Here is a 21512-nt window from a genome sequence, read left to right on the forward strand (position 1 = left end):
GATCTCCACGACGGAGCGCAGCACGGTGCCGGCCTTCATCTTGGCGAAGGCCTCCTCGACGTCGCCCAGACCGATGCGCTCGCTCACGAACCCGTCCAGGTCCAGCCGGCCCAGCCGGTACTGGTCCACCAGCATCGGGAAGTCCCTCGAGGGCAGGGTGTCCCCGTACCAGGCGGACCGGATGGACCCGCCGCGGCCGAAGACCTCGTCCAGCGGGATCTCCCAGGTGGTCCCCGGCGCCGGCACCCCGACCAGCACCATCCGCCCGGCCAGGTCACGGGCCTGGAAGGCCTGCCGGAAGGTCACGGCGATGCCCACCGCGTCGATCACGAGGTCGGCGCCGAAACCACCGGTGAGCGCACGGATCGCCTCGACGGGATCGGTCTCCTTGGAGTTGACCGTGTGGGTGGCCCCGAACCTCCGTGCGGTGGCCAGCTTCTCGTCGTCGAGGTCCACGGCCACGATCGTGGTCGCCCCGGCCAGGGCGGCCCCGGCGATCGCCGCCGCCCCGACCCCGCCGCAGCCGATCACGGCCACGGACTCCCCGCGCCGCACGGCCCCGGTGTTGAGCACGGCACCGATACCGGCCATCACCCCGCAGCCGAGCAGCCCGACGGCCGCGTACTGGTGGTCCTGCAGCTCACCCTCGATCTTGGTGCACTGCCCGGCCGCGACCAGGGTCTTCTCCGCGAACGACCCGATGCCCAGGGCCGGGGACAGCTCGGTGCCGTCCTCGAGCGTCATCTTCTGGGTGGCGTTGTGGGTGGCGAAGCAGTACCAGGGCTCGCCCCGGCGGCAGGCCCGGCACTCCCCGCACACCGCCCGCCAGTTCAGGATCACGTGATCGCCCACCGCGACCTCCGTGACACCCTCCCCGACGGCCGCGACGACGCCGGAGGACTCGTGACCCAGCAGGTAGGGGAAGTCGTCACCGACGCCGCCCTCGACGTAGTGGTGGTCCGTCTGGCACACCCCGCAGGTGAGCACGTCCACCAGCGCCTCCCCGGGCCCCGGATCCGGGACCAGGATCGTCTCCAGGGTGGCTGGTTCGTTCTTCGCCTTCACGACGACAGCTCTGACCTCGTGCATGGGGTGGGACCCTTTCTGCGGACGACATGACGGTTCCGTCGCGGAACACTGCCCCCAGTCTAGGGATGGACGCCGTGGCCGCGCGGGCCGGTGGCGCGGGGAGGAACGCCGCGGCGCCCTGCCGGGCGTCGCGTGCGGACCGCGCCCGGGAAGCTCCGCCCCCCGGCGGGCGGGGACCGCCTGCCCGGGCACGGTCACCCGGCCGCGAAACGCCGAAGCGGCGAATCCGTGGACGAGCGCCACGCATTCGCCGCTCGGGTCCCCGCCGAGCTCGAGGAGCTCCGCGGGGACGGTCCGCAGCCGGACCTGCCGGGGTTCAGGAGGCCGCCGAGGAGCCGCCCGTGCCGCCGGAGGCGCCGGTCCGGGCGCCGGCCCGGCCCCGGTCGTCGCCGTCGCCGGAGTCGTCGCCGGAGTCCTCGCCGGAGGAGTAGTCGAGGTGCTCGTGCTCGAGGCGCAGCTTGCGGCCCTGGTCGATGAGCTTCTCCTCCTTCTTCTCCTGCTTGTCGATCTGCCGGGTGTCCCGCGGCGGGAGCTGGATGGTCTCCTCGGCCTTGATGCCGCCCTGCAGCTGGCGCCCGCGCTCCACCTCGGCGTCGATCTCGGCGCCCAGCAGGAGCACGTTGTTCACGATCCACAGTCCCAGCAGCAGGATGATGACCGACCCGATGATGCCGTAGGCCGCGTTGTAGGACGAGAAGTTGACCACGTACCACGCGAACGCGGCCACGGCGATCGCCATCACGATCAGGGCCACGATCGAGCCCATGCTGATCCACTTGAACTTGGGCTGCTGGACGTTCGGGGTGAAGTAGTAGAGCACGGCGATGAGGATGACCGCGAGCAGCACCACGACGGGCCACTTGGCGATGCTCCACACGGTCACGGCCGTGGCGCCGAGCCCGATGAGGTCGCCTGCCGTCTGGGCGATGGGGCCCGAGAGCACGAGCGCCGCGATGATGACCACCACGATGATCACGAGTCCCAGGGTGACCAGGATGTTCATGGGTCGCAGCTTCCAGACGGGCCGCCCCTCCTCGACCTCGTAGATGCGGTTCATGGCCCGGCCGAACGCGCCGGTGTAGCCGGACGCGGTCCACAGCGCGCCGAGGAGACCGGTGACCAGGGCGAGCCCGGCGCCGGTGCTCGTGGTGAGGTTGCTGATGGGACCCTCGAGCAGGGTCACCAGCTCCGCCGGCGCGTAGTCGCTGAGGAAGTTCGTGATCGCCTGGGTCGTGGCCTGGCCCTGGCCGAACACGCCGAGCAGGGAGACGATGGCCAGCAGGGCGGGGAAGAGGGAGAGCACCGCGAAGTACGTCAGCGACGCGGCGAGATCGGTGCAGTCGTCCTTGGAGAACTCGGAGACCGCCCGCTTGCCGATGTAGCCCCACGACGGTTTGGAGAGGTCGGTGGGGCTGTCGGGCTTCCGGTCGCTCTCGGGATGCGGAGCGGTGCGTTCCTTGTCCCTGCTGTCCTGGGTCGTGTCCTGGGCCATGCTGCGTCCTTCGATGTCGGCCACCGGGCGCGGGCTCCGGCCGGCGGCGGGGCGTGTGGGGGAGGTCTCGTGCATCAGTGTACTGATGATCGCGTCGGTGGGCGACAATGGAGCGGGCGGGCCGCCGGTCCGCCGCACCGTCCCACCACACCTGGAGGCCACCCGTGCCCACCACCCGGCGCACCGTCTCCGCGGAGGTCGACTTCGCGTCAGAGACGGACCACCTCGCGGTGTTCTCCCTCGCGGCCGCCCGCACCGGCGGTCGCGGCCGGCCCGGCGAGCGCCTGACCCTGCGCGTCGACGGGGCCGAGGTCGAGCTCGAGGAGGCGGAGGACCGGCACGGCACCCGCCTGCACCTGGCCCGGGTGCCGGGCGGCACGCAGTGCACGGTGGCCTACGCGCTGGAGCTGGACGGCGACGCGGGCTCGCGGCCGCCGGCGGAGAGCGTCGACTTCGTCCGCTACACCCGCCCGAGCCGCTTCTGCCCGTTCGACGAGATGGCCGGCACCGCGGACGCCCTCTTCCCCGGTGCCCGGGGCGGCGGCTACGAGACGCTCCAGCGGGTGCGGGACTGGGTGCACGAGAGCCTGGACTACGTGGTGGGCTCGTCGACGGCGACCGACACCGCCGTGCACACCTTCCTCACGCGGCAGGGCGTCTGCCGGGACTACGCCCATCTGCTCATCACCCTGCTGCGGGCCCTCGGGGTGCCCGCACGGCTGGCGTCCGTCTACGCACCCGGGCTCTCGCCCATGGACTTCCACGCGGTGGTCGAGGCCTGGCACGACGGCGCCTGGTACGTCCTCGACGCCACCGGCCTCGCCCCGCGCTCGGAGTTCGTGCGCATCGCCACGGGCACGGACGCCTCCGAGACCGCGTTCATGACCACCCTCGAGGGGGAGATCACGCTGGGGGAGATGCGGGTGTCCGCGGAGTCCTCCGCGCCCCGGGACGAGGACCCCCGCGCCCGGGTCGTCCTCCCGCTGTAGGACGGCGCCGGCCGGGCGTTCGGCGGTGGTCCGTCACAGGTCGTTGACGGCCTCCCGCAGGCGGTCGGCGAGGCGGGTGAGGATGCGCAGCTCCTCCGGGTCCAGGCCCGCGGACATCAGCTCGTGCACGTGGAGCCGGAACTGCTCCGCGATCTGTGCCTGCATCACGCGTCCCTGGTCGGTCAGCCGGATCCGCAGCCCACGGAGGTCCTGCGGGTCCTGCCACCGGTGCACCAGTCCCTTGAGCTCGAGCCGCTCGAGCATCCTGCTCAGGCTGGACTGGGTGAGCAGCACGTACTCGTTGAGCTCGTTGAGGCGCATGCCGGACTCGTCCGAGCGGGACAGGTTGAACAGGACGTCGTACTCCCGGGCGGAGAGCTCCGCGAACTCGGGTTGGCGCTGGAGACGCCGCATGACCGTCACCTGGGCCCTGAAGAGGGCCTCCCAGGCGTCGGCGCTGTTCTGCACTCGATCTGTTTCTCTGCGGGTCACGGGTTAATGCTACGACTCGGTTACAACGGCGCATCAGGCCCCGGTGTCCCCCCTTTCGGGGGGTGCGTCGTGCGGGCCCCGGGCGTGCCGGCCGCCGTGCCCCCGGCGAACCCGTCGTGACCTGCGCCGACGGCTCCGGCCGGCCGGCACGGACGGAGCCGGGCCGGGTGCGTGTGCCGGTATTTCCCGAAGCAAACGTCCACGAAAGAGCGCACGCAGGTCGTCGATGCGTCCCGCTCATGGCACCTCAGGCGTGCGGCGCCGCGGCGGCCAGGGCCGTGATCCGCTGCTCCCGGCGATGGTACCGCTCCTCCTTGCGCGCCTCCACGAGCCGGTACAGGACCGGTACGAGCACGAGGGTGAGCAGGGTGGAGGAGATCAGTCCGCCGATCACGACCACCGCCAGCGGCTGGGAGATGAAGCTGCCCTGGCCCGTGATCCCGAGCGCCATGGGTGTCATCGCCAGGATGGTCGCCAGAGCCGTCATCACGATGGGACGCAGCCGGCGGGCCGCGCCCTTCTCGATGGCCTCCTCCAGCGCCATCCCGTGCTCCCGGCGCCGGTACTGGTTGATGAGATCGATCAGCACGACCGCGTTGGTCACCACGATGCCCACGAGCATCAGCACGCCCACGAGCGACGCGAGGCCCAGCGGGACCCCGGAGGCCAGGAGCGCGAGCACCGCGCCCGTGGCCGCGAAGGGGATCGACACCAGCAGGATCAGCGGCTGGACGAGGGACTTGAAGGTCGCCACGAGCACCACGTAGACGATCGCGATCGCGGCGAGCACGGCGAGCCCCAGCTGGCGGAACGTGGTCTCCTGCTCCGTGGCGGCCCCGCCCAGCTCGGCCGAGGCCCCCTGCGGCAGGTCCAGTCCGGCGAGGGCCTCGCGGACCTCGGTGCTGGTGGCCCCGAGGTCGTCGCCCCCCGGGGTGACGGCCACCGTGGCGGTGCGCTGGTCGTTGCTCGACGTGATGGTCTCGACCGTGAGGGCCTCCTCCACCTCGGCCAGTTCGTCCAGCCGGACCGTTCCGCCCGCGGTCGGCACCGGCAGGGCGCGCAGCGCCTCGACGTCCTCGACGGCGCGGCCCTCGCCGATGGTCACGGCCACCGAGTCGGCGTCCAGGTCGATCGACCCGGCGGGGAGGGGGTTGACGGTGCCGGCGAGGGCACCCGTGACCTGCTCCTCGCTCAGGCCGCGCCCGGCGGCGGCCGCACGGTCGACCGTGACCACGACCGTGGGCTGCGTCGCGGCCAGGTTGCTCGTGACCTGGCCGGCGGAGCCGAGCTCCCGCATCGCGTCCACCACGGCTGCGTCGGCCTCCGCGAGCGTCTCCTGGTCCGGTGCGGAGACGGAGATCTCGACGTCGTTGCTCGTGAAGCCCTGGGCGCCCTGCACCGTGAACTCCCCGGCGCCGTCCAGCCGGTCCAGGCGCTCGCCCACGGTGCGGCGCAGCTGCTCCTGGTCGACCGCGGCGTCGGTCGTCACGGAGAACGTGGCGCTGTTGGTGCCGCTGCCCGGGAGGAAGGCGGAGAAGCCGCCGCCGGGACCCATGGTGACCTGCACGTCCTCGATCCCCTCGGTCGTGGAGAGCACCTCCTCGACCCGTTCCGCCTGGTCGGAGGTCACCGCCAGCGCCGTGCCGGCCGGGAGGTCCTGCTCGACGGTCATCGTGTTCTGCCCCGTGTCGCCGAGCAGGTTGGTCGGCAGCACGGGCAGCAGGGCGGCGGTCCCGCCCAGGACCAGGACGCTCACGCCGAGGGTGGCCCAGGGGTGGCGCTGGGTGCCGCGCAGGACCGGGAGGTATCCCCGGGCCAGTCGCGTCGGCGCCTCGGCCGTGGTGCCGGACCAGGGGGCGCGCCGGCCCGTCGCGGCAGGTCGGTGCCGGCGGGACAGCCGGGGGTCCCGCAGGAACCAGTAGGCCAGGACGGGCACGATGGTCAGGGACACGACGAGCGAGGACAGCAGGGCGATGGTCGTGGTCAGCGCGAAGGGGCGGAACAGCTCGCCCGTCACGTCGCCCACGAACGCGATGGGCACGAACACCGCGACCGTGATGAGGGTGGAGGCCGTGATGGCGCCCGCGACCTCGCGCACGGCCGTGAGGATGGCCCGGGTCTTGGCGCCGGCGGGATCGGTGCTCAGGTCGACCGTCCCGTAGTGGCGCTTGATGTTCTCGATCACGACGATCGAGTCGTCGACCACGCGTCCCACGGACAGGGTGATCGCCGCCAGGGTCAGGAGGTTCAGGGAGTAGCCGAGGGCGTTGATCCCGATGAACGTGGCGAGCAGGGACAGCGGGATGGAGATGGCGGTGACCAGCGTCGAGCGCAGCGAGGCGAGGAACACCAGGATGACGAGCACCGCGAACGCGAGTCCGAGGAGGCCCTCGACCGTGAGGTCCTCGATCGACTGCTCGATGTAGGGGGCCTGGTCGAAGACCACCGTGATCCGGGCGCCGTTGCCCAGGTCCTCCTCGAGCGCGGGGATCATGTCCTCGACGGCCTGGGAGATCCCCACGGTGTCCCCGTCCGGGGTCTTGGTCACGGACAGGGCGAGGGTCGGCTCCCCGTTGGTGCGGGTGATCGACGTCTGCTCCTGCTCGTCGAGCTCCACCGTGGCCACCGCCCCGACGGTGGCGGCCTCGGCCCCGTCGGGTGCGTCCTCCGGGAGGGGCAGCGGGACGTTCTCCACCGCCTCGAGGGAGTCCAGGGGTGAACCGGCCTGGACGGGAAGGGTCGTGGCCCCGTCGTCGACGGTGCCGACCGGCACCAGACCGCCGCTCTCCTCCAGGGCGGTGCGGATGTCGGCGGGCGTGGCCCCGGCCCGGGCGAGCTCGGCCGGGTCCGGCAGCACCGAGACGACCTGCTCCGGGCCGCCGCTGACCTCGGCGGAGCGGACCCCGTCGATCTTCTGCAGGTCCGGGACCGTCAGCCGTTCCAGGTCCGCCGCGAGCGGGCTGAGCTCCTCGTCCGAGGACACGGCCAGGAAGACGATGGGGATGTCCGCCACGGAGCCGGCGAACGCGGCCGGCTCGACGTCGTCGGGCAGCTGCGTGCGGACGTTGGAGATCGCCCGCTCCACCTGGTTGCGGGCCCGGTCCAGGTCGGTGCCGTACTCGAAGCCGAGCTGGATGCTGGACAGCCCGCTGCGCGACGTCGAGGTCGAGCTCTCGAGTCCCTCCACGATGTTGAGCGCCTGCTCCAGGGGCCTGCCCACCTGCTCGTCGACGACCTCCGCGGAGGCGCCCGGCATCGCCGAGACCACGCTGATGGCGGGGATCTCCAGGGACGGGATGAGCTCCTGCTTCATCGAGCGCATGCTGAGCACCCCGAAGAGGGCGACGAACAGGGTGATGAGCACGATCAGGGCGCGGTTGGCCATCGAGGCGCGGGCAAGGGGAAACACTCGTGCTCCTAGGGGAGGGGAGGGCGATGGCGCGCCGGCCGGGGCCGGGGCGGACCGTGCCCAGCGTACCGCCGCCGACCGACAGGTCGCCGGGTCCCGACGACCGGGCGGCCGGGACGGCCGCCGCGGGTCCGGGCCGGGCCCACGGTGCCGGGCGGACGACGACGGGGCCCCGGACCGGTCGGTCCGGGGCCCCGTCGGGCGGGCACCGGGTCAGTTGATGCCGAGCACCTGGGCGGTGTGCCCCATGACCTCGTCCGCGAGCTGCGGGTTGTCGTTGAGCTTCACGCCGTAGGAGGGAATGAGCTCCTTGAGCCGCGGCTCCCACTCCGACATCCGCGCCGGGAAGGACTTCGCCAGCAGGTTGAGCATGATGGGCACGGCGGTGGAGGCACCGGGGGAGGCTCCCAGCAGCCCGGCGATGGAGCCGTCCGCCGCGGTGATGAGCTCGGTGCCGAACTGCAGCACACCGCCCTTCTCCCGGTCCCGCTTCATGACCTGCACGCGCTGGCCGGCCTCGATGAGCTCCCACCGCGAGCCGTCGGCGGTGGGGTAGAACTGCTGCAGCGCCTCGACCCGCTGCCCCTTGGACTTGGCCAGCTCGCTGAGCAGGTACTTCACCAGGTCCAGGTTGGCCAGGCCCGCGCGGGTCATCGGGTAGAGGTTGTGCGGGCGGACGGACAGGGGCAGGTCCAGGTAGGAGCCCTGCTTCAGGAAGTTCGGCTTGAACCCGCCGAAGGGGCCGAACAGCAGGGCGCGCCGCCCGTGCTCGTAGCGGGTGTCCAGGTGCGGGACGGACATGGGCGGAGCGCCGACGGACGCCTGGCCGTAGACCTTGGCGTTGTGGTGGACCGCCACGTCCTGGTCGGTGTTGCGCAGCCACAGGCCGGAGACCGGGAAGCCGCCGAAGCCCTTGGCCTCGCGGATGCCGGACTTCTGCAGCAGGGGCAGGGCGCCGCCGCCGGCGCCCACGAACACGAACTTCGCGCGGATGAGCCGGTGGCCCTCGGTGTTGAGCCGGTTCTTGACCTCGGCCACCCAGCTGCCGTCGCTCTGGCGGTCGAGGTCGACCACCTGCTGGCCGTAGCGCACCTCGCCGCCCCGGGACCGCAGGTGCGCGACCTGCTGCCGGGTCAGCTCCCCGAAGTCGACGTCGGTGCCCTCGGGGGACCAGGACGCCGCGACGCGTCCCGCGCCGCGGCCGTGCATGGTCAGCGGCGCCCACTCGGCGATCTTCTCGCGGTCCTCGGTGTACTCCATGCGCTCGAAGAGCTTGTTCGGCCGGAGGGCCTCCCAGCGGCGGCGCAGGTAGTCGCTGTGCGCGTCGCCGAACACGAGGGACATGTGGGGCACGGGGTTGATGAAGGTGCCGGCCTCCTGCAGCTTGCCCTCGGACACGAGGGAGGCCCAGAACTGGCGGGAGAGCTGGAACTGCTCGTTGATGCCCAGCGACTTCTCCGCGCTCACGGAGCCGTCGGCGGCCTGCGGCGCGTAGTTGAGCTCGCAGAGCGCGGAGTGACCCGTGCCCGCGTTGTTCCAGACGTGGGAGCTCTCCGCACCCACCTGGTCCAGACGCTCCAGCATCGTGATGTCCCACTGCGGCTCGAGCTCCTTCAGGAACACACCGAGGGTCGCGCTCATGATGCCGCCGCCGATCAGCAGGACGTCGGTCGATTCCGTTGTCTGAGGTGATGTCACAGTCGATGCTCCCGTTGAACGCCCGGCGCTGCGCCGGTGAGTGGTCGGGTTCAGACTATCGCCAGGCCCGGACGATCCCCGAATGCGGGCGGGGGCGCGTCGGTGCTCACTCCGCGGCGTCGAGGCGCACCCGGTTGAACTCCTCGTGACCCGTGGAGCTCAGGGGGAAGGAGGTCACCGAACCGTCGACGGCGACCGCCGAGATCGGGTGCGCCAGCGGCACGGCGGGGAGCAGGCGGGAGACGCGGTCGTTGATCGACGCGTACGCGCTCGAGCGGTCCTCGCCGTCGGGCAGGGCCGCGGCACGGTTGACGGCGCCGGTCAGTGCGGCGGCGTCCACCCCGAACTCGTCGTCGGGCCCGCCGAACAGGGCGGCCATGAAGTAGTCGGGGTCGCGGTAGCCGCCGTTGAAGCCGAGCAGGTGCAGGGCGTGGTCGCCCCCGGGCTCCAGCACCTGTGCCACGTACCCGTCCGACCAGTCGATCGGGACGGGCTCGATCACGAACCCCGCCCGCACGAGCTGGGCCGCGATGTCGGCGTAGATCTTCGCCGGCTCCTGCATGTAGGTGCGCGACGTGTTGCGGGGGTAGTAGAACCGCAGGGGCTCGCCGTCGTAGGACGAGGCCGCGAGCAGCTCCTGCGCCCGCTGCGGATCGTAGGACGGCACCTGGAGGTCGGTCCCGTCCATCGCGAAGCGGGCCGGCAGGAACTGGTTCGCCACCCGGGTGCCGTCGGGGTAGTGCTCGCGCACGATGGCACCGCGGTCCACGGCGGCGGCGATCGCCGCCCGCACGTCGGGGTCGTCGAGGGGGGCCACGTCCTGGTTGATGCCGAGGTAGGACACGGAGTAGGGGTCGCGCTGGAGCACCTGGACGCCCTCCCGGGCCAGCGGGGCGAAGGAGTCCAGGCCCACCTGGTCGTAGCCGTCCACCTGACCGAGGCGCAGGGCCACGTAGCGCAGCTCGGGCTCGGCGATCGTGCGGAACTCGAGGGTGCCGATGTCCCCGAGCTCGCCCCAGTAGTCCGGGTTCGCGTCGAGCACCACGTTGGTGCCGTCGCCCGAGGCGTAGCGGAAGGGCCCGGTGCCCACGGGGTGCCTCTCGTGCGTGCCGGCCGCGAGGGCCGTGGGGGACGCGATCCCGAACGAGGGTTGCGTCAGTGCCCGGAGCAGCGGGGTGTGCTCCGCGGTCAGCGAGAGCGCCACGGAGGAGTCCGATTCCACGGTGCAGCCCGCGTACAGGGGGTCGGCGCGGGGGGTCCCGGTGCGGAACACGGTGGCGAACGGGGTCCGCGTCCCGTCGGCGGCCAGGGACTCCCACCGCTCGAAGTTCGCGCACACCGCGGCCGCGTCCAGCTCGGTGCCGTCGTGGAAGCGCACGCCCTCGCGGAGGTCGAAGGTGTACGTGAGCCCGTCCCCGGAGCGCTCCCACGACGTCGCCAGGGCCGGCGCCGGCGCACCCGTCGACGGGTCGGCGGAGACGAGTCCCTCGAGCACCTGGGCACCGATCCGGGAGGTCTCCAGGATGTTGACGGCGGCCGGGTCCAGGGTGGGCGCGGCGGCCGCGTTGGCGAAGACGAACGTCGCCTCCGGGACCGGCCTGCCGGTGGCGCCACGGGGCGAGTCGTCCCCGGCGGGGGAGCACGCGCCGAGGGTCACGAGCCCGGCGGCGAGCGCGAGCGAGACCGCGGTGCGGGGGATTCGCCTGGGCGCCATGGGTCCTTCGCTGCCTCGCCGGGTCGGTCGCCGGTCTCGTCGGGGGCGGGTCCGGGTCCGTGCCCGGGTCCGTCGGGTGCGCGAGGCGGGACTCGAACCCGCACGCCGGTCAGGGCACAGGAACCTAAATCCTGCGTGTCTGCCAGTTCCACCACTCGCGCCGAGGGGCCCCTCCGGGCCCCTCGACCATCCTAGCCTCAGCCCTCCAGACCGAGGTCGCGGCGCAGCTTCGCCACGTGGCCCGTGGCGCGCACGTTGTACTGGGCCAGTTCCACCTCGCCGTCGGGTCCCACCACGACGGTGGAGCGCACCAGACCCTCGTAGGTCTTCCCGTAGTTCTTCTTCTCGCCCCAGGCCCCGTAGGCCTCGGCGACCCGGTGGTCGGGGTCGGAGAGCAGGGGGAAGTCCAGTGACTCCGCCTCGGCGAACCTCGCCAGCGCCTCCGGGCCGTCCGGGGAGATGCCGACGACGGCGAACCCGTCCGCGGCGAAGCGCGCCAGGCTGTCCCGGAAGTCGCACGCCTGCGTGGTGCACCCGGGGGTGGATGCCTTCGGGTAGAAGTACACGACCACCCGCTGCCCGCGGTGGTCGGAGAGCGAGACGGTCCGCCCCGTCGCGTCGGACAGGGTGAAGTCGGGGGCCTGCCGGCCCGGTTCGAGACGTGCTGCCATGGGAAGTGCTCCTCCGTGCTGTCGGTCGTCGTGCGGGTCGTCGTGCCGGTCGTGCTGCCGGTCCTGGTGCCGGGGCCGCGGGGTGGCCCGGACCACGAACCCTACCGGCGCCCGCCCCGGACGCACCGGGGTTCCCCGGGGAACGGGGCGCCCGGCGTCCGTTCACGCGCAGAGAAATGCTCATAAGTTTGCTTACCATGATGCTGTATTCCGTGTGACGGGTCGGTAGACTGCTTTTCATGCCTTTCACCACTCAATGGCCGACCAACCGATTGCTCTCGACCGCGGCCCGGCTCGTGGAGCACGCGTGGAACGAGCGCCTGGCCACGCTCGGTGTGACCCACGCGGGCGTCATGGCCCTGGACGTGCTGCAGACGGCGGGGAGCATGACCCAGGCCCAGCTGGCGCACCGGGTCCGGGTGCAGGCCCAGACGATGGGCAAGACGCTGCACCGGCTCGAGCTGCACGGCCACGTCACCCGGTCCAAGAACGTCCGCGACCGCCGCAGCCACCTCGTGTCCATCACCCCGGAGGGCCGGCGCATCCTCGAGGCCGCCACCCAGCTCGAGGACGAGCTGGTGGACCACGGGCTGCTCACGGACGAGGAGCTGCGCCGCACCCTCGCCGACATCATCACCACGCTCGGCGGCGCCCGCTGGAAGCTGCGGGTCCAGTCGGACGGGACCGTCACCGACGCCGGGTCCGCCGATGCGACCACGGCCGAGGAGTCGCGCGAGATCGCCGAGGCCGGGGCGAAGGAGGACACCACCTCGCCCTGACCCTTCCCGAGCGGGCGCACGGCTCCGGCCCCCGTGGGCCGGGACAGGTCACCACGGGGCCGTGGGCCCCGCGGAAAGGCACGCGGGTGTGCTCACCGCACCGCGATCTGCAGGAGGACGTCCGGGGTCCGGCGGCGGTCCCGGGCCGTGCGTTCCCGGGAGACGGTGCCGCCGGCTCCGCACGGCCCGGCGCACACGAAGAAGGGACCCCACCGCGATGCTCTTGCGGTGGGGTCCCTCTCTGTGGTGCGCCCCCTCGGACTCGAACCGAGAACCCATTGATTAAGAGTCAATTGCTCTGCCAATTGAGCTAGGGGCGCTGGTGGTGCGGCCAGAACGCTAGCACGACCGCGGCCCGGAAGCCGAATCGCGCCGACCGGCTTCCGCCGGGTCCCGCCTCGCAACGAGAAAGTACTCTACCACCTCGGCCCGCCTTGTCCATTCCACCGCCGCCGGGCCCCGACGGCGGTGGAATGGACGGCAGCGGCACGAGGGGGTCCGGCGCCGCGCCGGGAGCCGGCCCCCGGGCCGACGGCCCCGGGGTCGACACCCCGGCGGACGGCTCCTGCGGACCGACGACGTGCGCTGTCTCACATCGTGGGACGCACCGTCCGGAGATTGACACACCTCCGCGGGCGGCAGAGCATGGGACCATGCAACTCAGCCACGGTGTCGTCCAGCTCACGGTACGCGTCCTCGTCGGACGCGGGGCCTGAGCCGACGACCGGTCGAGCGCACGGGCCCTGTCGCACCACCCGGTGCAGCGAGGGCCTTTTTTCTTGCCCGGCGCCACCGGGGACGCGTTCCCGGGGCCGGACCAGAACCATCGACACCAGAAGGACAGTGACATGAGCAAGGGACAGCCGATCAGCCCGGCGCTGATGGCCACCAAGCGGGTCGAGACCGCCGCCGACCACCGGCCTGCCGGGGCCCGGGAGCACGTCGTCCCTGCCGCCCCGGCCGTCCACGGCCCCGGCAACACCGTGCCGCCCATGCAGATGACCGGCTCCCAGGCCGTGATCCGGGCGCTGGAGGAGCTCGGGGTGACCGACGTCTTCGGTCTGCCCGGTGGTGCGATCCTGCCGACCTACGACCCGCTGATGGACACGGACAAGATCAACCACATCCTGGTCCGCCACGAGCAGGGCGCCGGGCACGCCGCCGAGGGCTACGCCCTGGCCTCCGGGCGGGTGGGGGTCTGCATCGCGACCTCGGGGCCCGGGGCGACCAACCTCGTCACGGCCCTCGCCGACGCGCACATGGACTCCATCCCCATGGTCGCGATCACCGGCCAGGTGTCGTCGAAGGTCATCGGCTCCGACGCGTTCCAGGAGGCCGACATCGTGGGGATGACGATGCCGGTCACCAAGCACTCCTACCTCGTGACGCAGGCCGAGGACATCCCGCGCGTGCTGGCGGAGGCCTTCCACCTCGCCTCGACCGGCCGGCACGGGCCCGTGCTCGTGGACATCGCCAAGGACGCCCAGCAGGACACCATGACGTTCTCCTGGCCGCCCCGGATGGACCTGCCGGGGTACCGGCCCGTGACCCGCGGGCACGCCAAGCAGATCCGGGAGGCCGCCAGGCTCATCGCGGCGGCCCAGCGTCCCGTGCTGTACGTGGGCGGCGGGACGGTGCGCGCCGACGCGGCCGCCGAGCTCATGGAGCTCGCCGAGCTGACCGGTGCGCCCGTGGTGACCACGCTGACCGCCCGGGGCGTGTTCCCCGACTCCCACGCGCAGAACCTCGGGATGCCCGGCATGCACGGCACCGTCCCGGCGGTCTACTCGATGCAGCAGGCGGACCTGCTGGTGACCCTCGGCGCGCGCTTCGACGACCGCGTCACCGGCCACCTCGAGACCTTCGCCCCCACGGCCGGCGTCATCCACGCGGACATCGACCCCGCCGAGATCTCCAAGAACCGCACCGCCGACGTCCCGATCGTGGGCGACGTGAAGGAGATCATCCCCGACCTCGTGGCCGCGGTGCGCCAGCAGTTCGAGCGCAGCGGCGAGCCGGACCTCGCCCCGTGGTGGACCACGCTGAGCAGCCTGCAGGCCACCTACCCGCTCGGCTACCCGAAGCCCGCGGACGGCCTCGGCTCCCCGCAGCACGTCATCGAGCGGATCTCCGCCCTCACCGGCCCCGAGGCCGTCTACGTCTCCGGAGTGGGCCAGCACCAGATGTGGAGCTCGCACTTCGTGCAGTACGAACGGCCCCGCCAGTGGCTGAACTCGGCCGGGCTGGGGACCATGGGCTTCGCCGTGCCGGCCGCGATGGGGGCGAAGGTCTCCCAGCCCGACCGCACGGTGTGGGCGATCGACGGCGACGGCTGCTTCCAGATGACCAACCAGGAGCTGGCCACCTGCACGATCAACAAGATCCCGATCAAGGTGGCGGTGATCAACAACTCCTCGCTGGGCATGGTGCGGCAGTGGCAGACCCTGTTCTACGACGGCCGGTACTCCAACACCGATCTGAACACGGGCCACGACAGCATCATGGTGCCGGACTTCGTCAAGCTCGCCGACGCCTACGGGTGCGCCGCCCTGCGCTGCACCCGCGACGAGGACGTGGACGACGTCATCCGCCAGGCCCTCGAGATCAACGACCGCCCCGTGGTGATCGACTTCGTGGTCTCCGCCGACGCGATGGTGTGGCCGATGGTGCCCTCCGGCGTGTCCAACGACCAGATCCAGATCGCCCGCAACATGACCCCCGAGTGGGACGAGGAGGACTGACCATGAGCCGACACACCCTCTCCGTGCTCGTCGAGGACAAGCCGGGCGTGCTGACCCGCGTGGCCGGGCTGTTCGCCCGCCGGGCCTTCAACATCGACTCGCTCGCCGTGGGCCCCACGGAGCTCGACGGCATCTCCCGGATCACCGTGGTCGTGGACGCCGAGGGCGAGCTGCTCGAGCAGGTGACGAAGCAGCTGAACAAGCTGATCAACGTGATCAAGATCGTCGAGCTCGCCCCCGAGTCGTCGGTGCAGCGCGACCACATCATGGTCAAGGTGCGCGCCGACGCCGCGACCCGTCTGCAGGTCACCCAAGCCGCGGACCTGTTCCGTGCCACCGTTGTCGACGTCTCCACCGAGTCGCTCGTCATCGAGGCCACCGGCGCCCCGGAGAAGCTCCGGGCGCTGCTCGACATCCTGGAGCCCTTCGGCGTCCGGGAGATCGTCCGGGCCGGTACGCTGGCCCTCGGACGTGGACCCAAGTCGATGAGCGACCGGGCCCTGCGGCACTGACGCCCCCGGGCGGGGGTGCCCGCGGGCACCGTCCTCCGTCACACCCCAACCACCTCGCGGCGGTCCTGCCGTCGCGACCACCCATGCTTCAAGGAGACAACCCCATGGCAGAGATCTTCTACGACGACGACGCCGACCTGTCGATCATCCAGGACCGTTCCGTCGCCGTCATCGGCTACGGCTCCCAGGGCCACGCCCACGCGCTGAACCTGCGCGACTCCGGCGTGGACGTCCGGATCGGCCTGGCGGAGGGCTCGCGGTCCCGCGCCAAGGCCGAGGCCGAGGGGCTGCGCGTGCTCACGGTCGCGGAGGCCGTCGAGGAGGCCGACGTCATCATGATCCTCACCCCGGACCAGGTGCAGCGCCACGTCTACGCCGAGTCGATCGCCCCGAACCTGGAGCAGGGCGACGCCCTGTTCTTCGCCCACGGCTTCAACATCCGCTTCGGCTACATCGAGGCCCCCGAGGGCGTCGACGTCGTCATGGTCGCCCCCAAGGGCCCGGGCCACACCGTGCGCCGCGAGTTCGAGGCCGGCCGCGCCGTGCCCGCCCTCGTGGCCGTGGAGAAGGACGCCTCCGGCAAGGCCCTCGAGCTGGGCCTGTCCTACGCCAAGGGCATCGGCGGCACCCGGGCGGGCGTGATCAGGACCACGTTCACCGAGGAGACCGAGTCGGACCTCTTCGGCGAGCAGGCGGTCCTGTGCGGCGGCATGTCGCACCTGGTCCAGTACGGCTTCGAGACCCTGACCGAGGCCGGCTACCAGCCGGAGATCGCCTACTTCGAGGTCCTGCACGAGCTGAAGCTCATCGTGGACCTCATGGTGGAGGGCGGCATCGCCAAGCAGCGCTGGTCGATCTCGGACACCGCCGAGTACGGCGACTACGTCTCCGGGCCCCGCGTGATCAGCCCGGCGGTCAAGGAGAACATGAAGGCCGTGCTCGCCGACATCCAGGACGGCACCTTCGCCAAGCGCTTCATCGAGGACCAGGACCAGGGCGGCCCCGAGTTCACGAAGCTGCGCGAGAAGGAGGAGACCCACCCGATCGAGGTCACCGGCCGCGAGCTGCGCAAGCTCTTCGCGTGGACCTCCCCGGACGCCGACTACGTGGAGGGCACCGCCGCCCGCTGATCCGCCCGTCCGCAGCACGGCGCCGCGCCACCTCCCGCACGGAGGCGGCGCGGCGCCGTCGTGCCGACCCGCGTCAGCCCTGCCGGAGCGCCGGGACGCCCTCGGAGGGCTGGACGACGACGAAGCCCGGGCCGGAGAAGGCGAGCTGGAACGACTCGCCGGAGCCGCCGCGCAGCAGCGAGCCCATCGACAGGTCGTTCTGGATCCCCGGCACGAGGTTCGCCGACCACGCGACCGCCGCCTGCGGGTCCACGAACGTGGGCTGGGCGGAGCAGTCGAGGATCATGGGCGGCCCGTCCGAGCACAGCGCGAGCACGCCGTGGCCGGAGAGCTCGAGGTTGAACAGCCCGCCGGCCATGAGCCCCGCCCCGCCCACCCGGCGGATGTCCCACGCCAGGGTGTCGTCGAAGGCCAGCAGCGACGCGCTGCTGACGGTCATGGCCTCGCCCTCGAGCAGGACGGTGAACACGTGGCGCGCCTGCCGGGCGAAGAACACCTCTCCCTCGCCCGAGACACGCATCATGGGCGCGTCCTCGTTCGTGAGCACCTTCTTCATCAGCTTCCCGATGGAGCCGGACCCCTCGTGCCGGAAGGCCATCCGGCCCTGGTAGGCGACCATGGCGCCCTTGGTGGCCACGACGTCGGGGCCCAGGCCCACCCGCAGCATCCGGCCCGACTGCGCGGTCCAACGCTCCTGGCTCTGGCGTTCGAAGTTGTCCTGGGCGAAGAGTTCGCTGCGCACGGTGGCCTCCTGGAAATCCGGTGCTCGCTGTCCGCCCCATGGTGGCACCGATGCTCCGGGACCCGCGAGACCACCGTGGTCGGTAGAGTGGAGGCCGTGACTTCCTCCGACCGCACCCCGTACTACATCACCACGGCCATCGCCTACCCCAACGGCACCCCGCACATCGGGCACGCCTACGAGGTCATCGCGACCGACGTCATGGCCCGGTTCAAGCGGCTGGACGGCTACGACGTCCGCTTCCTGACCGGCACCGACGAGCACGGCCAGAAGATGCAGCAGACCGCGGAGAAGGAGGGCCTCACCGCCCGGGAGCTCGCGGACCGCAACGCGGCGCGCTTCCGGGACATGGACGACGCCCTGAACATCTCCTACGACCGCTTCATCCGCACCACGGACGCCGACCACTACGCGGCGTCGGCGGCCATCTGGCGGCGGATGGAGGAGGCCGGGGACATCTACCTCGGCAAGTACGCCGGCTGGTACTCCGTGCGCGACGAGGCGTTCTACGGCGAGGACGAGACCGAGGTCCGCGCGGACGGCGTGCGGTGCTCGACGGGCACCGGCACCGAGGTCACCTGGACCGAGGAGGAGTCCTACTTCTTCCGCCTGTCCGCCTACCAGGACCGGCTGCTGGCCCTCTACGAGCAGGAGGGGTTCGTCTTCCCCGAGACCCGCCGCAACGAGGTCGCCTCCTTCGTGCGCTCGGGCCTGGAGGACCTCTCGATCTCCCGCACCACCTTCGACTGGGGCGTGCCCGTGCCCGGGAACCCGGACCACGTGATGTACGTGTGGGTGGACGCCCTCACCAACTACCTCACGGGCGTGGGCTTCCCCGACACCGGCTCCGGGACGTTCCGGCGGTACTGGCCGGCCGACGCCCACGTGATCGGCAAGGACATCGCCCGGTTCCACGCCGTGTACTGGCCGGCGTTCCTGCTGTCCGCCGGGCTGCCCCTGCCCCGACGCGTCTTCGCCCACGGGTTCCTGTTCAACCAGGGCGAGAAGATGTCCAAGTCCGTGGGCAACGTCATCGACCCGCACGCCCTCGTCGCCGAGTACGGTCTCGACCCGCTGCGCTTCTTCCTGCTGCGCGAGGTGCCGTTCGGCCAGGACGGCAGCTACTCGCACGACGGGATCAAGAACCGCATCAACTCCGACCTCGCCAACGACCTGGGCAACCTCGCGCAGCGCTCGCTGTCCATGGTCGCCAAGAACTGCGAGGGCCGGGTCCCCGCGCCGGGGGAGCTCACCCCCGAGGACCGCGCCATGCTCGCCGCCGCGGCCGGGCTCTATGAGCCGGTGCGCGCGGAGTTCGACGAGCAGCAGTTCCACCGGGCGCTCGAACGGATCTGGCGGGTGGTCGCCGAGGCCAACCGGTACTTCACCGCCATGGAGCCCTGGAAGCTGCGCAAGTCCGACGTCGCGCGGATGGCCACCGTGCTCTGGGTGACGCTCGAAGTGGTGCGCGTGGTCGGCGTGCTCGTGCAGCCGGTGATGCCGGACGCCGCCGCGAAGCTCCTCGACGGGCTCGGCCAGGCCGAGGGCGAGGCCCGCCTGTTCACCGCCCTGGACACCCCCCTGGTCCCCGGGACCGGGCTGCCCCGGCCCGCACCGGTGTTCCCCCGCTACGAGGAGCCGGCGGCGCTGCAGGCCTGAGCCCCCGGGCTCCGTCCGGGATGTGAGACGACCGTCCGATCCGTGGTCGGAAACGGGACGGCACTCCTATCCTGGCGGCATGACCCAGTCGACGTCCGCAGCAGCCCCCGCCCACCTGAAGATCGCCGTCGTCCCCGGTGACGGCATCGGCCCCGAGGTCGTGGCCGAGGCGGAGAAGGTCCTCGACGCCGTGACCTCCGCGGCCGGCGTCACCGTGGAGAAGAAGGAGTTCGGCCTCGGCGCGCAGCACTGGCTGGCGACGGGAGAGACCCTCACCGAGCAGACGCTCGCGGAGCTGCGTGCGTACGACGCGATCCTCTTCGGCGCGGTCGGGGCCGCCCCGGGCGACCGGCGCGTGCCCTCGGGCATCCTGGAGCGCGACATCCTGCTGAAGCTGCGCTTCAGCCTCGACCACTACGTCAACCTCCGTCCCTCCCGGCTGTACCCGGGCACCACCAGTCCGCTCGCGGCGCCGGGGGACATCGACTTCGTGGTGGTGCGCGAGGGCACCGAGGGCCCCTACGCCGGCAACGGGGGCGTGCTGCGGGCCGGCACCGACGCCGAGATCGCCACGGAGGTCTCGCTCAACACCGCCCACGGCGTGCGCCGGCTCGTGCGCTACGCGTTCGAGCTCGCCGCCGGCCGGGAGCGCAAGAAGCTGACGCTGGTGCACAAGCACAACGTGCTCGTCAACGCCGGCCGGCTCTACGCACGCCTCGTCGACGAGATCGGCGCCGAGTTCCCCGGTGTCGCCGTGGACTACCTGCACGTGGACGCCGCCACGATCTTCCTCACCACGGACCCGGGGCGGTTCGACGTCATCGTCACCGACAACCTCTTCGGGGACATCCTCACCGACCTCGCCGGGGCCGTGACCGGCGGCATCGGCCTGGCCCCCGCCGGCAACATCAACGCCGACCGCACCGCGCCGTCGATGTTCGAGCCCGTCCACGGCTCCGCACCGGACATCGCCGGGCAGCAGCTGGCCAACCCCGTGGCGGCGATCCTCGCGACGGCCATGCTGCTGGACCACCTCGGCCACCCCGAGCTGGCCGCCCGGATCGAGGCCGCGGTGGAGAAGGACCTCGCCGCGCACGGCGACGAGCCCCGCAGCACCGGCCAGGTGGGCGACGGCGTGCTCGCCGCGCTCGCCTGAGCCGACCCGCCCGTGCCGCGGCGTTAGGCTGGGCACGGAACCAACAGCTGAGCCCCGCGTGCCGGTCGCCACGGGGTCGACCTCGCAGGGAGACGCAGTGACCACAGAGCCCACCACCTTCGCCCACCACCTCAGCCAGGACCCGGTCCCCGACGAGGTGCGGACGGCAGTGCTCGCCGATCCGGGCTTCGGGACGACCTTCACGGACCACATGGTGAAGATCGACTGGTCCGGGGACGTCGTGCGGGGGACCGGGCGCTGGAGCGATCCCCGGATCGAGCCCTACGGACCCCTGGTGCTGGACCCCGCCGCGGCCGTGCTGCACTACGGCCAGGAGATCTTCGAGGGCCTCAAGGCCTACCGCCACGCGGACGGGTCCGTGTGGACGTTCCGCGCCGACGCCAACGCCGACCGGCTCAACCGGTCCGCCCGCCGCCTGGCGCTGCCGGAGCTGCCGGAGCAGCTGTTCCTGGACGCGCTGCGGGAGCTGGTCCGGGTGGACGAGCAGTGGGTGCCGGACGGGGACGGCGAGTCCCTGTACCTGCGGCCGTTCATGATCGCCACCGAGGCGTTCCTGGGCGTGCGGCCGGCCCGCGAGGTCCTGTTCTCGGTGATCGCCTCCCCGGCCGGCAACTACTTCGGCGGGCCCGTGAAGCCCGTGGACATCTGGCTCTCCCGGGACTACGCCCGGGCCGGCCGCGGCGGCACGGGCGCGGCCAAGTGCGGCGGCAACTACGCGGCCTCCCTGGTCGCCCAGCTGGAGGGCGACGCCCACGGCTGCCAGCAGGTCATGTTCCTGGACCGGGACCGCGGGGACGCCGTCGAGGAGCTGGGCGGCATGAACGTGTTCTTCGTCCACGAGGACGGCCGCCTGGTGACCCCCGAGCTCACCGGCACGATCCTCGAGGGCGTCACCCGGCGCTCGATCATCCAGCTCGCGAAGGACCGCGGGCTGAGCGTCGAGGAGCGCCGCTTCACCCTCGACGAGTGGCGGGAGGGGTGGCGGGCCGGGACGATCACGGAGGCGTTCGCGTGCGGGACCGCCGCCGTCATCACGCCCATCGGCCGGCTCGTCTCCGCCGAGGAGGTCATCGGCGACGAGGGCGCCCGGCCGGGCGAGGTCACCATGGACATCCGCAAGCAGCTCCTGGAGATCCAGACGGGCCGTGCCGAGGACCCGCACGGCTGGCTGACCCGCCTGGTCTGAGCACCGGCAGCGCCCGGCGCGTCGGCCGTGCG

Annotated in this window: 16 protein-coding genes and 2 tRNA genes; 8 read left to right on the forward strand and 10 right to left on the reverse strand. The window is 71.9% G+C overall.

All coding sequences use genetic code 11. The features are described from left to right. Together ACH9D3_RS00040 and ACH9D3_RS00045 are read right to left on the reverse strand one after the other, a co-directional pair. Window positions 1-1089 (reverse strand): S-(hydroxymethyl)mycothiol dehydrogenase (locus ACH9D3_RS00040; RefSeq protein WP_396409394.1); only part of this gene is annotated, 1089 nt, incomplete at its 3' end. Window positions 1090-1405: 316 nt separating this feature from the next. Continuing rightward, window positions 1406-2581 (reverse strand): YhjD/YihY/BrkB family envelope integrity protein, encoded by a 1176-nt coding sequence (locus ACH9D3_RS00045; RefSeq protein ID WP_396409395.1) that lies wholly within the window; start codon window positions 2579-2581, stop codon window positions 1406-1408. A gap of 164 nt (window positions 2582-2745) precedes the next feature. Here ACH9D3_RS00045 and ACH9D3_RS00050 point away from each other — a divergent pair, with 164 nt between their 5' ends. After that, window positions 2746-3570, forward strand: coding sequence for a transglutaminase domain-containing protein (locus ACH9D3_RS00050; RefSeq protein ID WP_396409396.1), 825 nt, complete (start codon window positions 2746-2748; stop codon window positions 3568-3570). 33 nt (window positions 3571-3603) lie between these two features. On the opposite strand, the gene ACH9D3_RS00055 is transcribed toward ACH9D3_RS00050, so the two are convergent. The 6 genes from ACH9D3_RS00055 to bcp all read right to left on the reverse strand — a co-directional run bounded on the left by ACH9D3_RS00055 (window position 3604) and on the right by bcp (window position 11554). Next, window positions 3604-4062 (reverse strand): MarR family winged helix-turn-helix transcriptional regulator, encoded by a 459-nt coding sequence (locus tag ACH9D3_RS00055; protein ID WP_396400669.1) that lies wholly within the window; start codon window positions 4060-4062, stop codon window positions 3604-3606. A 247-nt stretch (window positions 4063-4309) separates the two neighbouring features. After that, on the reverse strand, window positions 4310-7471 hold the full coding sequence (locus ACH9D3_RS00060; protein ID WP_396409397.1) for an efflux RND transporter permease subunit: 3162 nt from the start codon (window positions 7469-7471) through the stop codon (window positions 4310-4312). A gap of 213 nt (window positions 7472-7684) precedes the next feature. Then, window positions 7685-9169 (reverse strand): malate:quinone oxidoreductase, encoded by a 1485-nt coding sequence (locus tag ACH9D3_RS00065; protein ID WP_396400667.1) that lies wholly within the window; start codon window positions 9167-9169, stop codon window positions 7685-7687. Between the two features lie 106 nt (window positions 9170-9275). Further along, the gene (locus tag ACH9D3_RS00070) at window positions 9276-10883 is read right to left on the reverse strand and encodes an ABC transporter substrate-binding protein (RefSeq protein ID WP_396409398.1); all 1608 of its coding nucleotides are present in this window, start codon (window positions 10881-10883) and stop codon (window positions 9276-9278) included. A 77-nt stretch (window positions 10884-10960) separates the two neighbouring features. Continuing rightward, window positions 10961-11044 (reverse strand) — tRNA-Leu (locus ACH9D3_RS00075). A gap of 36 nt (window positions 11045-11080) precedes the next feature. Beyond that, entirely contained in the window at window positions 11081-11554 is a 474-nt protein-coding gene (gene bcp / locus ACH9D3_RS00080; RefSeq protein ID WP_396409399.1) for a thioredoxin-dependent thiol peroxidase, read from the reverse strand. Between the two features lie 239 nt (window positions 11555-11793). Here bcp and ACH9D3_RS00085 point away from each other — a divergent pair, with 239 nt between their 5' ends. Next, a complete protein-coding gene (locus ACH9D3_RS00085) occupies window positions 11794-12333 on the forward strand; it encodes a MarR family transcriptional regulator (protein ID WP_396409400.1) in 540 nt (179 codons plus the stop codon). Between the two features lie 244 nt (window positions 12334-12577). On the opposite strand, the gene ACH9D3_RS00090 is transcribed toward ACH9D3_RS00085, so the two are convergent. Beyond that, window positions 12578-12653 (reverse strand) — tRNA-Lys (locus ACH9D3_RS00090). Window positions 12654-13181: 528 nt separating this feature from the next. Between ACH9D3_RS00090 and ACH9D3_RS00095 the strand changes: the two genes are divergently transcribed. From ACH9D3_RS00095 to ilvC, 3 genes are all read left to right on the forward strand, one after another. Beyond that, entirely contained in the window at window positions 13182-15074 is a 1893-nt protein-coding gene (locus ACH9D3_RS00095) for an acetolactate synthase large subunit (protein WP_396400663.1), read from the forward strand. 2 nt (window positions 15075-15076) lie between these two features. Further along, the gene (ilvN, locus tag ACH9D3_RS00100; RefSeq protein WP_396409401.1) at window positions 15077-15586 is read left to right on the forward strand and encodes an acetolactate synthase small subunit; all 510 of its coding nucleotides are present in this window, start codon (window positions 15077-15079) and stop codon (window positions 15584-15586) included. Window positions 15587-15690: 104 nt separating this feature from the next. After that, entirely contained in the window at window positions 15691-16716 is a 1026-nt protein-coding gene (gene ilvC / locus ACH9D3_RS00105; protein WP_396400661.1) for a ketol-acid reductoisomerase, read from the forward strand. 73 nt (window positions 16717-16789) lie between these two features. On the opposite strand, the gene ACH9D3_RS00110 is transcribed toward ilvC, so the two are convergent. Continuing rightward, window positions 16790-17458 carry an AIM24 family protein gene (locus ACH9D3_RS00110; RefSeq protein ID WP_396400660.1) on the reverse strand — a complete coding sequence of 223 codons (669 nt, stop codon included), beginning with the start codon at window positions 17456-17458 and terminating at the stop codon, window positions 16790-16792. A gap of 96 nt (window positions 17459-17554) precedes the next feature. On the opposite strand from ACH9D3_RS00110, the gene metG reads away from it, so the two are divergent. The 3 genes from metG (at window position 17555) to ACH9D3_RS00125 (ending at window position 21480) form a co-directional block, all read left to right on the forward strand. Further along, the gene (gene metG / locus ACH9D3_RS00115; protein ID WP_396409402.1) at window positions 17555-19117 is read left to right on the forward strand and encodes a methionine--tRNA ligase; all 1563 of its coding nucleotides are present in this window, start codon (window positions 17555-17557) and stop codon (window positions 19115-19117) included. 79 nt (window positions 19118-19196) lie between these two features. Continuing rightward, the gene (locus ACH9D3_RS00120) at window positions 19197-20273 is read left to right on the forward strand and encodes a 3-isopropylmalate dehydrogenase (protein ID WP_396409403.1); all 1077 of its coding nucleotides are present in this window, start codon (window positions 19197-19199) and stop codon (window positions 20271-20273) included. 97 nt (window positions 20274-20370) lie between these two features. Next, entirely contained in the window at window positions 20371-21480 is a 1110-nt protein-coding gene (locus ACH9D3_RS00125) for a branched-chain amino acid aminotransferase (RefSeq protein ID WP_396400657.1), read from the forward strand. Window positions 21481-21512 lie beyond the last annotated feature (32 nt).

The organism is Kocuria kalidii, from assembly GCF_044462225.1.
GTDB lineage: Bacteria > Actinomycetota > Actinomycetes > Actinomycetales > Micrococcaceae > Kocuria > Kocuria kalidii.